At 37.5% G+C, this 15,814-nt stretch carries 16 protein-coding genes; 1 reads left to right on the top strand and 15 read right to left on the bottom strand.

Annotated elements, in window-relative coordinates; translation table 11 throughout:
- Positions 1-4: 4 nt before the first annotated feature.
- The 15 genes from DD657_RS05505 to DD657_RS05435 form a co-directional block, all read right to left on the bottom strand.
- On the bottom strand, positions 5-1,069 hold the full coding sequence (locus DD657_RS05505) for a 3-oxoacyl-ACP synthase III family protein (protein WP_287048910.1): 1,065 nt from the start codon (positions 1,067-1,069) through the stop codon (positions 5-7).
- Positions 1,066-1,299 carry an acyl carrier protein gene (locus tag DD657_RS05500; RefSeq protein ID WP_118774307.1) on the bottom strand — a complete coding sequence of 78 codons (234 nt, stop codon included), beginning with the start codon at positions 1,297-1,299 and terminating at the stop codon, positions 1,066-1,068. Before DD657_RS05500 ends, DD657_RS05505 begins: the two co-directional genes overlap by 4 nt.
- 2 nt (positions 1,300-1,301) lie before the next feature.
- A complete protein-coding gene (locus DD657_RS05495) occupies positions 1,302-2,051 on the bottom strand; it encodes a hypothetical protein (protein ID WP_147379519.1) in 750 nt (249 codons plus the stop codon).
- Positions 2,052-2,061: 10 nt separating this feature from the next.
- Entirely contained in the window at positions 2,062-2,784 is a 723-nt protein-coding gene (locus DD657_RS05490; RefSeq protein ID WP_287048906.1) for an SDR family NAD(P)-dependent oxidoreductase, read from the bottom strand.
- A complete protein-coding gene (locus tag DD657_RS05485; RefSeq protein ID WP_287048905.1) occupies positions 2,781-3,995 on the bottom strand; it encodes a class I adenylate-forming enzyme family protein in 1,215 nt (404 codons plus the stop codon). Before DD657_RS05485 ends, DD657_RS05490 begins: the two co-directional genes overlap by 4 nt.
- Entirely contained in the window at positions 3,996-4,217 is a 222-nt protein-coding gene (locus DD657_RS05480) for an acyl carrier protein (RefSeq protein ID WP_118774318.1), read from the bottom strand.
- 11 nt (positions 4,218-4,228) lie between these two features.
- A complete protein-coding gene (locus DD657_RS05475) occupies positions 4,229-5,764 on the bottom strand; it encodes an AMP-binding protein (RefSeq protein WP_287048903.1) in 1,536 nt (511 codons plus the stop codon).
- Between the two features lie 9 nt (positions 5,765-5,773).
- Positions 5,774-6,382: a sugar transferase gene (locus DD657_RS05470; RefSeq protein WP_118774311.1), complete on the bottom strand. Its 609-nt coding sequence runs from the start codon at positions 6,380-6,382 to the stop codon at positions 5,774-5,776.
- Positions 6,382-7,479: a glycosyltransferase family 4 protein gene (locus DD657_RS05465; protein ID WP_287048901.1), complete on the bottom strand. Its 1,098-nt coding sequence runs from the start codon at positions 7,477-7,479 to the stop codon at positions 6,382-6,384. The genes DD657_RS05470 and DD657_RS05465 overlap by 1 nt, the downstream gene beginning before the upstream one ends.
- A 112-nt stretch (positions 7,480-7,591) precedes the next feature.
- Entirely contained in the window at positions 7,592-8,377 is a 786-nt protein-coding gene (locus tag DD657_RS05460; RefSeq protein ID WP_287048899.1) for an O-antigen ligase family protein, read from the bottom strand.
- Positions 8,378-8,822: 445 nt separating this feature from the next.
- Positions 8,823-9,767, bottom strand: coding sequence for a glycosyltransferase family 2 protein (locus tag DD657_RS05455; protein WP_287048897.1), 945 nt, complete (start codon positions 9,765-9,767; stop codon positions 8,823-8,825).
- Positions 9,767-10,705, bottom strand: coding sequence for an ATP-grasp fold amidoligase family protein (locus tag DD657_RS05450; RefSeq protein ID WP_118774315.1), 939 nt, complete (start codon positions 10,703-10,705; stop codon positions 9,767-9,769). The genes DD657_RS05455 and DD657_RS05450 overlap by 1 nt, the downstream gene beginning before the upstream one ends.
- A gap of 37 nt (positions 10,706-10,742) precedes the next feature.
- Positions 10,743-12,281, bottom strand: a complete 1,539-nt coding sequence (locus DD657_RS05445; protein ID WP_287048894.1) for a lipopolysaccharide biosynthesis protein — start codon at positions 12,279-12,281, stop codon at positions 10,743-10,745.
- 128 nt (positions 12,282-12,409) lie between these two features.
- Positions 12,410-13,714 (bottom strand): nucleotide sugar dehydrogenase, encoded by a 1,305-nt coding sequence (locus tag DD657_RS05440; RefSeq protein ID WP_287048892.1) that lies wholly within the window; start codon positions 13,712-13,714, stop codon positions 12,410-12,412.
- A 305-nt stretch (positions 13,715-14,019) separates the two neighbouring features.
- On the bottom strand, positions 14,020-14,478 hold the full coding sequence (locus tag DD657_RS05435; RefSeq protein WP_287048891.1) for a helix-turn-helix domain-containing protein: 459 nt from the start codon (positions 14,476-14,478) through the stop codon (positions 14,020-14,022).
- Positions 14,479-14,814: 336 nt separating this feature from the next.
- Here DD657_RS05435 and DD657_RS05430 point away from each other — a divergent pair, with 336 nt between their 5' ends.
- Positions 14,815-15,792: an NAD-dependent 4,6-dehydratase LegB gene (locus DD657_RS05430; protein WP_287048889.1), complete on the top strand. Its 978-nt coding sequence runs from the start codon at positions 14,815-14,817 to the stop codon at positions 15,790-15,792.
- Positions 15,793-15,814 lie beyond the last annotated feature (22 nt).

Raw genomic sequence — 15,814 nt, 5'->3', positions numbered from 1 at the left:
TTTTTTAGTAATAAATAATCTCATTAAAATCCAGATTTCCTATATTCATAAGCAGTGCCCCCCATGTCAGACCGACTCCGAATCCGGCCAGACAGAACATATATTGCTCCTGTTTTAAACGGTCGCCGATATTAAAGCTGATATTAGTCGGTATCGTCGCCCCGCTGGCATTACCGAAATTCTCTACAATATTGGAAGGCATTTTTTCATGGGGCACTCCTAACTTATCGGCCAGTTTATGTAGCATAAAACGATTGGGCTGATGAAACATATACCAATCGACCTTTTCTTTGGAACATCCTGCTTCCTGCAATAATTCCTCTATCATCGGAGGTACTTCACGCTGAACAAAATTGAATACTTCATCCCCTTTCATCACCAGATTGTCGAGTGAACGAAAATTTCCGGCAGCATCTTCAGTCATTCTTCCGGTTTCTTCTGAAGCAGGCAAACGGAATCCTCCTGCTGGGATCATCAGGGCATCGGAAGCGGTACCGTCCATTTTCAGAAAACCGTGAATAACAGTATCTGCATCACTTCTTTCAACAATAGTTATCGTTGCAGCATCCCCCGTCAACGGATTACTATTGCGATCCCGCTTCGATACTTTGCGGCTCAAAACATCCGCATTGAGCAGTACGACCTTACGGATACTCTCTTGCTCCAACAACATAAATGCTTCCATCAAACCAACGATAAAACCACAACATCCCTGATTGATATCCATACAAAAAACATCCGTCCCTAAACCCAGTTTTCCCTGTATGATATTACTCGTCGCCGGCATAAAATGATCGGGCGATTGGGTAACCAATAACAAAGCATCGATATCTTCCTTGCGAAGCATCCGATTTTCAAAAAGGAAGTTCAAACCATATACACACAAATCCGACACACATACTCCTTCTTCTACAATCCGATGCTTGTTATACCCCATTGCCATCTTTAGTTTCATCGATTTGGCTGCAGAAAAATTGTAATTCTCCATCTCCTCTTCGAATGAGACTTCCCTGGAAGGCAACACGGTCAATATCCCCGTTATTCTTTTACGATGAAATTTCAGCTTCATGCCTTTACTCCGTTTTTTCTTAACAAAGCCTCTATATTTTCCACCGATGAAAAATTATCAGGCAATACATCCGTACCGTCGATAGAGATACCGAATTCACTGTCTAAAGCGGTCACCAGATTAATGACATCAAAAGAATCCAACATACCTTCTTCAATAAAATTCAAAGGTTCATTAAAGTCGAACTCCGGACGGAGCTCTGTCAATATGCTTATAATTTTTTCTCTCATAATTATTTTTTTATAAATGTATAATCTTTTAAACCATCGGGAACTGCACCTAATAGCTCATGAATTTTTTTTACATTCGTATTCGTACTGTTTACCCAAAAATAGGCATAGCTAATATTTTTCAAATGCATAATGCAGTACACATCAAACAGTAATTTTAAGCCATTCTCCCCGCTGTCATACCAAGCTCTCAGATAACATTTACGCCCTTCCAATTCATATACAAAGGCACCGCATACCTGGCCCTCCGAATAATTTACAATAACATTCCCCTGCTCCACCAGTCCAGCTAATTCGTCTTTCGCCGGTAAATAATCCGTATATGAAGAAAAATGATTCTGAAACAAAGCATATATTACCTCTGTTTGCTCCTGTGTCGCATAGTTTATTGTCTGCGCATTTTTCCGTTCTTTGACCTTTTTATAATAATATCTCTCATACATCGAAATCATATCAAATCCGGCAGACTGCATCAAAGTTCTCCACTCGGAGATATCGTTTTTTGCCGGTATATTCAAAACATTGACTCCCGGCAATTTTTTCAGAATATCAACAACATCAGCCTGTGATACCGACATGATATATATTCTGTAAAAATCACCCTCTTTCTTTCTCAGCACCAACGAAGAATCCGTCTCGACATAATCATCTCCTTCCTCCAATTGACGCCCGTAATAATTTGAGTAACGAGGTTTTAAAGAGAAAGCCCGGCCAATTGCCAAACGAACCGCTTCTTTCTCGTATGGTCGCATATTTAACATGTTAAATCGTTCCATTGTCTATATGAATATTTTGTCCCGTTATACTACAGGCTTTTTCTGATAACAGAAATACGGTCGTCTCTGCAACGGAACGAACAGAAGTCGCCTGTTTCATCGAAGTCCGTTTGTATATTCGGTCTTTTTGTTCCTGGGTTAAACTTGCACTCATCTCCGTTTCCATAAAACCGGGAACAACAACATTGGAACGGATTCCCAACTCTCCCCATTCCCGGGCAGTATCCTTAGAGAAAGCTTCCAACGCTCCTTTACTGGAAGCGTACATTGCCAATCCTTTATATCCCGTATGTGCACTTATCGAAGATATATGAACAATACAGCCTTTTTTACGATGCAATAACATATTTCGAATTGCATATTTCGTTATCATCATCGGAGCAAATACATTAACTGCATACATCGCTTCCAATTTTTCCAGCCTAAGATTTGTAACAATATCATCATAAGCCATCGCTGCGTTATTTACAACACCGTCCAAAGCTATCCGATTGGTCACATACTCCTTAAATACCTGCCGGTGAATTTCAGCAGGAGCCGATAGATCAACACTTTTAAAAAACAGTCTGTCTTTATACCGCATCGCCAATTCTTTAAAATCATCCGTATAATTGCGGGCCACACCATAAACGGTATGCCCCTGCTCCAGCAAAACCCGGCATATCTCTAACCCGACTCCGCGGGAGCAGCCTGTAACCAATATATTCATCTTTTAATCTTACCTGTACGTGTTAATAAAAATTGTTCTACAAACTTAATACGGCGGGGGATTTTAAAATCCTGTAACTTCCCCTGAAGATATTGACGAATCTGAAGTTCTGTCAATTCCATACCTGACAATACTTTCAATTCTGCACACAATACATTCCCCAGTACAGAATTCGGTTTTCCATAAACAACGGCTTGCTGTACACCCTCTATCTGAAGCAGAACATCTTCCACTTCTTCCGGATTTACCTTATACCCCCCGATATTAATCAATTCATTTTTACGACTCTTAAACCGGAAAATCCCTTTACTTTCATCCACCCATTCGATCAAATCCCCGGTCCGGTAATACTCTCCGGAATACTGAAAACTTTCCGACTCTCCCAATAAAGATTTATGTATTAATAATTCGCTGTCCTCGACCCTGAATTTATCGGAAAAATTTTCCGGAATCTGAAAGTTTTCACCTCTGGCAGCAAATAAAGAGCCCGCCTCTGTAGAAGCATATACATTATTTATCCTGGCACAGGGAAACAACTGCCGAATAAAGTCATACAACTTCTGATCCGACTTCTCTCCCCCCAGAGTAACCCGTTGAACCTTTTCAAAAACCTCTTCTACGGGCAATAATAAACGGTAAAAAGTCGGAGTTGCAGAGAGATGCGTAATTCCTGCAGATTTCAGCACGGCATTTACTTCCGAACGGCTGCGATTAAATATATTTACCAGTGTATTCAAATTTTCAAAAGCTTGAAAAAACACTTGTAATCCAGCCATATGTGTGGGATTATAAGCAAATCCCCATACCTGTCCCTGATACCCAGTTCCTATTCTGACAGAACGAGTCAAAGTTTGAATGGTATGCCGAACCTGTTTGGGTTGTCCCGTTGTTCCCGAAGTAAAAATTGTTATTTCTGAAAGAGAAGTCTGAACTGCCTTTACTAAATCTTCCAATGAAGCATATTGCTTTTTTACAACAGGCTTCTCAATATTGATTTCCCTGACATTCAATCCGGATAATTCTGAAAAATTTAAATCTGCATCCAACAATACCAGAGGAGAATCAGAAACAAGCCCCACTAACAAATTCGTAAAAAAGTCATATAAATCACTTGTTTGGAAACAGGGCTTATAAGCTGAAGAATGATCTATACGATAAAGTAAATCTTCATACCCGTAAACCTTATCGAGATCTTTGAGAAAAACAGACATCTATCCTAATTTTGAATAAATTTCTCCGACCGTATTTATTAACCCGTCTTCAAAAATATCCACACCGAATTCATCCTCTATTCTCACGGTTAATTCTGCTAAATCCAATGAATCAAACCCCAATGTCTCTCTCAATTTATCATGAGGAGACAGACTGTTTACTTTTGTTTTAGAACGATTTTCCAAAACCAGATTTACAATCTCTAAAACACGTTGTTCCATAATTTCTTTATTCAATCGTTAACTTGTTTACTATAATATAACCGATCTATTTTACCGTTTGTATTCCGTTTCAACTGCTCCAAACAATGATAAACCGTAGGTATCATATATTTCGGTAATTCTTTACCGATAGCCAGCCGGAACTCCGCAGCCGTCAGTTCCTTTTCCGCTTCATAAAACAGCGTAATCTCTTTCCTTGCAAAACTATAAACGACACATCCGTTCTTTACCAACTTCAACTTATTGATAATCACATGCTCGATTTCACCCAACTCGATACGGTATCCCAAATGCTTTACCAGCGAATCCTTTCTTCCTTTAAACACAATCTCGCCGAGTTCGTTGATAAATACGATATCGCCGGTACGATAAATAATCTCCGGATAAGCTTTATTCAAAGGATTCTGGACAAAGGCGGCGGCCGTCTTTTCCGGATTATTATAATACCCCATAGCCAGCGAAGTGCCCCTGACACACAATTCGCCCTCCTTTTGTTTTTCCGACACCTGTTGATTATTTTCGTTTAAAATCAAAATATCCGTATTCCGGCAAGGGAATCCGATCGGAATAGGTTCTTCGTCCTTTAACTCACGTTCCACTTTAAAATAGGTGCAATCCAGCGTGATTTCAATAGGTCCGTATAAATTGGCAAACAGAACATGAGGCAATTTATGATGCCAGTAGTTGAACTGCTTTGTTGGAAATACTTCTCCGGCAAACCAGCATAATTTCAAATCAGGCAACTGCATCTGACTCAACAAGTCCATATTAGCGATATTGACCATAATCGTCGGAACCCAGAAGATAAAAGAAACTTTCTTTTCTTGCAATAGTTTCAAGATCGTCACCGGGAATGCAGAAAGATTATCCGGGATCAGGACCATCGTACTTCCCCGGGACATCAAAAGACATAATTCATAACTATAAATATCAAAAACCAAAGGAGACAAGGAGCCAATAACCTCATGATCCGTAAAACCGAATTCTTCCTGTGCCCACTCTGTAAAGTCAAAGAAACTACGGTGATTCAATACCACCCCTTTGGGTGTCCCTGTCGAACCGGAAGTATTGATGATACAAAGCGGATCGGTATCTATCAAAGCTTCCAAACGCCGTAACAATGTTTTATCATCACATTCTATATCTTCCCATATCACCGAATCCAGGTTTATCACGTCAATTCCAGCCGGGATCACATCTTTTATATTCTTCTCAAACTGGCTATTCGAAATAATCGCAGCAGGTTGTATAAGCTCCAGTATATTTTTTATTCTTTCTGCCGGAGTCTTTACATCCAGATTCATATAAAAATTACCGCTATAAATAATCGCCATATCTGCATAAACACTCTCGATGCTCTTATTCAGATAAACAGCTATCGGCTTTTTTATTATTCCCTTATCCTGGACTATTTTCCAGGCTAAAGCTTTACTGTAATTTTTAAGACCGGCAAAAGTCACATGGCGCTCCTTATCCCATACGGCAACTTTATCGGCATATTTTTTTACCGTACCTTCAAAATACTCAATAAGATTAATCTTTATCATATCTCAAACTTAATTATGTCCGTTAAATGGAACTGTAGTTGCCATACCTTCTTTAGCAACACCGTCACGTTTTATCACTTTCCAAACTGTCAGAAAAGCGATCTTCAGATCCAGTCGAAACGAAAGATGGTTTACATACCAAAGATCCAGCTCGAATTTTTTACACCAACTTATATCATTCCGTCCGTTCACCTGTGCCCAACCCGTAATCCCAGGCCGGACATCATGCCGGTGAGCCTGTTCGGGTGAATACAACGGCAAATACTGCGGCAAAAGAGGACGCGGACCGATCAATGCCATATCTCCTTTCAATACATTTATTAACTGCGGCAACTCATCTAAAGAAGTCGAACGTATAAACTTCCCGACCCGGGTCAGCCGAATCTCATCCGGCAATAACTCTCCGTTTTTATCCCGTTCATCGGTCATCGTTTTAAACTTGATTACTTTAAATATCTTTCCGTTTTTCCCGGGACGTGCCTGAAAGAAAAAAGCACCCGCCCCCTTATTGGCATACATCAATACCCCCGTCGCAATCAGCAATACAGGTGATAAAACCAGAATTCCCGACAAAGACATCAAAAAATCCAGACAACGCTTTAACCCGTTCCTATACATCATTCGTATCTGTTAACATATTGTCTTGCATTTTCAGGCGTAAAATCCAAAGCGGCTTTCCGGGCATTCCGTTTATAACGTTCCAATTTTTCTGCATCATTTTTCATCCCGAGCACAAAATCAGCAATCCGGTCCACCTCATCCGGCGCGAAGATTTCCCCTGCCTGATATTTCCCGACAATTCCGCCAAGCTCTGAATCCCGTCCGGCAATACACAGCAATGCGCAACCGACAGCCAACATAGCATAGGTCTTGCTAGGAACACTCAAAGCTGAAGCCGACAAATCCAGGGTAATGACACCGACATCTGCAGCCCCGAGTGAATAGGGTATGCGTTCTACAGGCTGCCAGGGAAGCAACCGACAATTGTTCAATCCTTTTTCCTCTACCATCTGCCCGATTTTCTTTTTCTTACCTCCTTCTCCAATAATGACAAAACAAATATCCTGTTCACATCTCAGACGTTCTGCAACCTCTACAATAGTCTCCACGCTATGAGTATTCCCCAAATTGCCGGAATAGAGAACGATAAACTTATCGGACAAACCGTATTCTTTCAGAAAAGGATTGTCTGCCTTACTACAAGGCTTCAAAAAAGAAACATCGGCCCAGTTCGGAATAATTTTTATTTTTTCCTTTTCCGTATATTGAGTCAGACATTCTGCCATCCCTTCTCCGATAGTATATATATTGCGGGCTTTTCTATACAGTTTTCTATTCTGCTTTTTCCACCAGTGTACAATAAAGCTGTCTGCCCGGCATACTCCGGTACTCACCAATACATCGGGATAAGTATCGTAAATCAGAAAAGAATAAGGATTCCGGCAAAATAAAGGCAATAAAGTTGCCATAGGCGGATTGGAAACTATAAATAAATCAGCTTTCCGGTATTTCAATATAATTTTGAACCAAATCTGTAACCACCCCCACAACCAAGTAAAAATCCGCCTGAACGTAGTATTTTTTTCATAAGAGATAATCTTATCGACTTTCACCTTTTCCAACAAGCCAGCCTGATATTTTTCTCCGCCTTTCGTCCCGGTTATCAAAACCAGATGTTCATATTTCGTTCCAAAAGCATTGACTATATCAACCATTAATGTCCCGCTTGACTGGTTAATAAATACAATACGTTTCGAATGGAATGTTTTCAATTGTTCTTCCACGATTAAACCAAATGAATTTCAGAAGAATGTTATAATATAATTTCTAAACCGACAAACCCAACTTCTCTTTCAAAAGCCTGCTATACATTAACGAAATTGCAATCATATAAGATAAAAAGAAATATCTGTCGGAAAACGGATTTTCTATAAAACACATAATAAGGAAAAAGAACTGTCCGTAAAACGAATACACGATATCTTTAGGAACCCGAACGTATCGCTTGATCATCGAGATCGTTTTTGTCAGATTATACAGAAAAAAAGAGAGCAACATGCAAGTTCCGATTATCCCGGATTCACATAAAAGTTGAAGATAGGTATTATGCACATCTTGTCCTTTCGTTTCAAAAAAGAACTTAAATCCCTGTCCTAAAAGCGGACGTTCACTAAAAAAATTATAAGCATGAACAATTAATGACAATCTCGAAGACGACAATTCGTTGATAGAATCATAATCTGTCAGGCTAACGGCAGAAACATCAAACCGATCCAATACCGGAAAATCCAAGCCCAATACTCCAAAACCTTTGATAAAAATAAAAATACTTAGTAAGGCAGCCGTCCCTATCGTCAAAAGCTTAAAAAAAGAATATTTTTTAACAATTACCCAACAAAAAAAGACACCTGCAAATGAAAATATCAAGGCTCCCCTTCTACTCGTTGTAAATAAGACGAATAAAATTACTAAACTTAAAAATACAAACAGTAAATTTATTCTACATCGATACTTTATAAAGAATACCCCTAATAGCTGCACCAAATAAAAAGCCAAAGGAAATGTCTGAGAATTGATCCCCGTATTTCTTCCTTCCGCATGCCATTTCCACATAGCAATTAAAACATTTTCCGGTAAAAAATACTGGAATATAGCCACTAAAGAAGAAAAAGACAGCAGATACCACAGACCAAAAAATAGCTGAACACACCCAAAAATAATAATCCATCTTTCTATAACCTCATACTCTACTTTCTGAATTAAGGCAATTGCAATCAAAAAAGTGGTTAAAGTACCTAATAAAAATGACGGACTTTTAAATGGAACCAAAAGGAAATGCAAGATTAAAAACAATATTATATAGCAACAATAACGGAATGGGAAAAAATGCCATGTATAACAACTGTTTGTTTTGTAACCGTTAAATAAAAATAAACACGAAACTGAAAGAAGCAGGTAGGTGCCTATACTTCCCAGTATACCGACGAAAAATATATAACCAATCAACAGAAATAAAAGAATCCTGTCAACAGTAGTCGTATAGGGAAAAGAAAACATATCAGAGTTTTCCTTTTAGTAAATTTTTTCTGTCAATAAACTGATTCCGACGAGACCGATCAAAAAATAATTTCAACGGAAAAATCCCCAAAGCAATCAGATCTACCCAAAAATAAGACATATAATACCCGAATGACAACAAACGGACTCGTCTACAAAACGATCGCCATTCCCAATTGTGTATACACAACAAATAAGGGATCAAATTTGTTCTGTACTTATTTTTATGAACATCCCTTAGAAAACAATTAATATTCCGAAATACGATCAAACGATCTTTGGCTATTGCCTCCGAATATCTGTGACTGACAGAACTAATGTCACACGTTATACAATAGACCTTCGTTGCATCCACCAACACTTTCCTTGCATAATATCCGCATTTCACACTAAACATCGCGTCATTATTGGCAAGGGTTTCATCGAATTCCAAATGGTTTCTTAACACAAGCTCCCTTCTCACCATCTTACTGACTGGACTGAAATATTTATAACGAAGCGGGTCTAAATCCTTGTTTGAAATGGCAATATTGACCATTCGATCTATTTCTATACCCCTGAAACCGGGTGCTAAAGTATCCGAATAAACACTATTTACGGAAAAATATACAATATCCGCATCCGAATACATATACTTATCGACAGATTCTATAAAACAAGGATTAAAAAAATCGTCCGCATCTGCAAAAAACAACCATTTCCCTTCCGCCTTTTGTAAGCCTTTATTTCTTGCCGCCCCTGCACCCTTCCCCTCCTTTGAAAAAATTACCTGAACATTTTCAATATCGCTCCCCGGGAAATACTCGAAATCAACTTTCACCGGATCACTATTATCATCAATAACAATAACCTGAATATCTTCCCGACAAGGAATAGAAGCCAGACAACGACGCAACAATTCCGGCGTATTTTTATGGGGAATTATAAATGAATAATTTACTCCCATTATAATATGTTTTTACCAGGTAATACAAGCTGTGCTCCCAACTCCTGCCGGTATTCAGGAGTATAATAAGTTTGAAATCCGGCACCGGGCGTAAAGGTCATTTCACTAAAAACCGGTTCTCCGTTTATCTCATACCAATCAACTCTGACTAACGGAAATTCTTTTGCAAGAATTTCACTATACGCTAACATTTTATCAAATGAAACAGGTCGGGGATATACCTTATGCGTTCTGTAATGGGCTGTTATTTTTTCCGGTTGTAAATTCCAGTTCAGATCGTAAATGGAATAATTTACTTTTTCTTTGATTCTGTCCGAACAAAGAAAAACAGAATAAGCCTTACCGTTGTAGCAATTAAATTTATAATCGACAAGGGAATTTTCACCTTTCAAATCAGAATTCAAGTATTTTTCAATCAGAATCCGGGGTTTAATTTTTAAATAATGAGGCTCCGCACTTATCAACCCAAACGGATATTTTAGCCATTCATTTAATTCTTTTCTTAAACGCGGAATATTCAGCTCTCTCTTATTCTGAATAAGTTTCACATATTTTCCACCCCCACCATTTGTCAGTTTTATAACAAAAGACTCCGGTAAGATTTCAAAATTTATATCTTCGCTTTTTTCATATACACCATAGATTGTATTCAGTGTATGTCCCAACCCTTTATTTTCTACATACTGCCGTACCAAATACTTATCAGTCAGTTCCGACCACTTGTCCGTCTTCGTGTAAAACTTCAACCAGTTTATTTTTTCATCTATATCGGAAGGATCTTCTAAATTAATACGACATCCGTGACATTTTTTAAATAATAGAATAGCTAACTCTTTGGGATCTCTTTTTCCGATTTTCGCATAATACCCATCTCTGAACTTTCTATACAACGGCAAAAACGGACTGATCACTTTTCTGCCTAGACCACTCTCTTTCATTTTTTATAAAACCATATAAGTTAATATACTTTTAATCTTAAAAAATCTGTAACAGTTTCACTTTCAACCTGTGCATAAATGATACGGTCATCTCTTTCTCCGTACGGGTCAATCCACAACAATAGATTGACAAGATAAAAAACAGGCCGACAATGAAATAAGTCACCCAAAAAAACTGATCCGGAATGAGTAACGAACAAATATAAGCTATCAATAAAAGTACGGTAACCGGTATCAATTCATAAACAAATACATTATTGATAAAACTCATAATAGACAATCCACTTTCTATTTTTAGCAATACAATTCTGGAAAGCGAACATACTATTTCAAAAAATACATAACACACCATAACGGAAACAGCAGACATTCCCATTTTTAAACAGAGGTAAGCAAATGGTAAAGTCAAAATTTTTATGGTACTTGTAACTATCGAATATATTTTTATTTTTCCTATTGCTCTGTTTGCCACCCCCAACCCCATCGTAAATTGATCCATCCAGGCTCCAAACAAGCTATACCGGCAAAAGGAAACGGCATAATCAGGTATTTCTCCCAACCATACCTGCAAAATCCGGTCCATATAGAAAAGACTGGGAATCGTTATCCAGGCAAACAACAAAAAAGAAAACTTACTTGCCATTTCAGATAACTGAAACATTTTATTTCGGTCTTTAGCTCCTTCCGCCTTAACGATTTGCGGCTGCATGGCATTTATCAAAGAAGTCGATAAAAAAGATATTTGGCCTATCACCTGTTGAGCAATACCGTATGAAGCATTTAATGCTGTTCCGAAAAAACGATTCAATAAAACAGCAATCCCTTGTGTACGTCCGACAATACACCCGATACTATAAACCGTCCATCCCGTAAACACAAACAGTTCTTTAAACAAATAAGGCTTAAATTTAAAAACAGAAGCCCGCTTACACTCGGTATAATTTTTTTTACAATAAATATAATAGCAAACAAAATCAAATAAAGGAACTAAAGCAATCAAACAGGCGTAGTAAACCAGTTTATCAAAACCGACATAGGCAAGTGATATTGAGATAAATAATTTCAGAATAACATCTGTCATCTGTATAATGGAAGTGTATACAATATTTTCATGCGCAATCAAAACGGCAAAATAAGAAGTGCTTTGCATCGTAAAAAAGAGCATAAACAACATACTGTTATACACCCAATAAGCAGCCTCCACCCGACTTTTATCAATATTCAGAAATTCCGTCAATACAAATTTCCGGCATAAAAACAAGAGCAAAACCAGACCAATGCTTATTAACAATGTAATCACCAAACTGTTACTCAGGATGTCACATTGCTTACTCAAATCATTTTTCCCTTGATAAAAAGACAAAAAACGCTGAATTGTCGATGCCAAAGAATCTTTTATAAAAGACAACAGAGCAATAACCCCCGCAATAAGACTATATAAGCCAAAATCATCAACCCCCAGTTCTGCCAATATCAAACGGGAAGTATATAATAATATACCTGCAGATAATATGCTTCTGACATATTGTACGCCTGTATTTACAAAAACTCTTGTTGAAGCTCTCTCTATCCTCACCTTTCTATTCTTAAAAAAAATATCTGCTTCCTATCACTGTAAATATGACTATTCACTTTAAAACAAATACTATTCGATTAAATTTTGAATATTAAAAAATACTATTCCAACGAATACCTCCATTTACCTTATAATCTTCCGTCTACAAGCGCCTTTTCAAGCACACCTTTTACATCATAAATTACACCATTATTCTTCAAAAATTTCTGAATCGGTAATTCTTTAAACTCATCATGAGCGACAGACAGGATAACAGCATCAAACGAATTTTGTAAATTTTCTAATCCGGAAGAAAGAATTCTGATATTATATTCGCGTTCGACTTTTTCTTGATCTGCCCACGAATCATAAACGGTAATATTGGAAGAATATTCGTGCAATGTGGCATAAATATCTACAACTTTAGTGTTACGAATATCTGGACAATTCTCTTTAAATGTAATTCCCAAGATTAAAATATTGGCATCTTTTACCAAGATTCCTTTCTTGTTCATCAATTTGATCACCTGATTGGCGATATAATTTCCCATACCGTCATTTAAACGCCGGGCAGCCGACATAATCCGGGGCAACACACCATATACCTGAGCTTTCTGTATTAAATAATAGGGATCAACACTAATACAATGCCCTCCGACTAATCCCGGTTTTAACTTTATAAAATTCCATTTAGAAGCCGCCGCATCAATCACCTCATTAGTATCAATTCCCATGGCATTAAATATTTTAGCCAATTCATTCATAAAAGCAATATTAACATCACGCTGGGAATTTTCAATAATTTTAGAAGCTTCAGCCACCCGGATAGAAGATGCTTTATGGGTTCCATTTATTAAAACCGAATTATACAAATTATCGACTATTTCGGCAACTTCAGGCGTAGAACCGGACGTTACTTTTTTGATTTTTTCAACAGTATGTTCCTTATCTCCCGGATTGATCCGCTCCGGAGAATAACCAGCAAAAAAATCGACATTAAACTTTAATCCGGATACTTTTTCAACAACCGGCAAGCATTCTTCTTCTGTAACACCCGGATAAACTGTTGATTCATAAATAACAATATCACCAGAAGAAATTACTTTTCCGACAGTTTCACTTGCTTTGATCAAAGGTATCAACAAAGGTCTGTTATTATCATCAACAGGTGTGGGAACCGCAATAATATATACATTACAATCATGAATATCATCTAAAACAGAAGAACAAACAAAACCATTTTTTAAAGCAGTTTGTAATAATTCGTCAGAAACTTCCAGGGTCGAATCATGACCTGACATTAAAGTATTTACACGCTCAACATTCAAATCAAAACCGACCGTTTGATATTTTGTTGAAAACAAACGCGCCAATGGAAGCCCGACATAACCTAAACCAATTACAGCAATTTTAACTGCACTATAATTATATCCCATTGATTTACAGAAATTCATACCAATAATTATTTATATTATGATTTCATTAATACTATATAGCTGTCAATTCTTATGTACCGCAAAACATTTATATCTGTCAACACCTAATAATCAACTATCTGAATCCCGTAATGCTTTTATTAGGAAAATAAAAAATCACGTAAAATTCTTAATTACCACATATTAAGGAATTACAGTCTCTACACGCTATCTATAAATCACTTAAATACATCCATTTAAAGTAGTTTACATTTTCTTTTACAACTTATTTAAACGAGCGTTTTATTGGTGAAAATAATACATGAAAAATGCCCTCGTCTCACTTATTTTTTCCAAATCAATAGCCTTTTTTCTTCGGGAGTGAAGTAATCTGTTTCTTTCTCAGGAAAAATAATTGTACAATGAATTTTGCGTTTTATCAAATCCTCTGCTTTTTTTACAAGGCTATTGAAATAATCCATATCGATATTCTCTCCGACAATAACCAAATCGATCAGGTTAGAATCAATACCTACGGCAAAATCTCCACGAATCCATACACGGGATATGTCTCCGACACGCTCAACTACTCCTTCAATGACTTGAGTTATACCACTATGCTTTAGTACTAAACTACGAATATCTCCGAAAAGCGGATGCCGTGGATTTGCTTGATACACCTTTTTATTCCCTTCGGATTCGGCACATAACAAACCGGCTTCTTCCAAATGATTTAATTCCAACCGAATAGCGTTTGTCGATTCGCCGAATTCATCTGCAAGCCCACGTAAATAGGCTTTCATGGATGAATTCAAAAAAAACTTTAAAAGTAATTTAATCCGAGTTTTGGAAGTGATCAGACTATCTAACATGCATATACAATGAAACTGCTGTTTACAGCTTCGCCCGGTAAGTCCCAGGTTATGGAACAGAATGATAAAGAAAATTCAATTCTGCGCAACAAATTTACTCATTATATATCAAACTTAAAAAGAAATTATATCCATTTTTTAATTTTCCTTTTGCATCCAATAAAAACGCTCGTTTAAATTGGAAATATTCCGGCTTTGTTGTCACTTTAAATAATATTGATTAAAAATCTTAAAGACTTTATTTTATAATTTAATACGAACCCAGTTATGCAAAAAGTATTGGTAACCGGAGGAGATGGCTTTATCGGCTCTCATCTGACAGAAATGTTATTGGAACAGGGGTATGCAGTACGTGCCCTATCGTATTATAATTCATTCAATTACTGGGGATGGCTCGACAGTATGGAACATCCGCATCTGGAAGTGATAACCGGAGATGTAAGAGACCCACATTTTTGCAAACATATTACCCAGGGGATTGATGTCATTTTTCATTTGGCAGCCCTGATCGCAATCCCTTATTCGTATATAGCTCCGGATAGTTATGTCGACACCAACATCAAAGGTACACTGAATATTTGTCAGGCAGCCAAAGAAAACGGAGTGAAAAGGGTATTGGTTACTTCCACATCAGAAGTGTACGGAACAGCCCAATATGTACCCATTGACGAAAAGCATCCCAAACAGCCACAGTCACCTTATTCAGCCACAAAAATCGGTGCAGATGCGATGGCGATGAGTTTTTATAATGCTTTTGAGTTACCGGTTGTGATCGTACGGCCTTTCAACACCTATGGTCCCCGGCAGTCTGCCCGGGCTATCATACCCACCATCATCACCCAGATAGCCAATGGAAAAAAAGAAATTAAACTGGGCGACCTAACACCTACCCGGGATTTTAATTTCGTAAAAGACACCTGTAAAGGCTTTATCGAATTATCGCAGTGTGATGCCGCTATCGGCCAGGAGGTGAATGTGTGCAGCAATTTTGAAATCTCGATGCGGGATACACTGGAACTCATTGCAAAACTCATGCATTCCGATGTGAAATTCATTGAGGATGAACAACGTCTGCGGCCCAAAAATTCTGAAGTTTTCCGCTTATGGGGAGATAATGCTAAAATAAAAAAACTTACCGGATTTACACCTTACTATTCTATTGAACAGGGATTACAAGAAACTATAAACTGGTTTTTAGATAAAGAAAACCTAAAAAAATATAAAGCGGATATTTATAATGTATAAACCTGGATCAGTTTATAAGTAA

This window comes from Culturomica sp. (assembly GCF_003524185.1).
In the GTDB taxonomy this organism is placed as follows: Bacteria; Bacteroidota; Bacteroidia; order Bacteroidales; family Marinifilaceae; genus Culturomica; species Culturomica massiliensis.
This window is presented reverse-complemented; position numbering and strand designations above follow the sequence as displayed.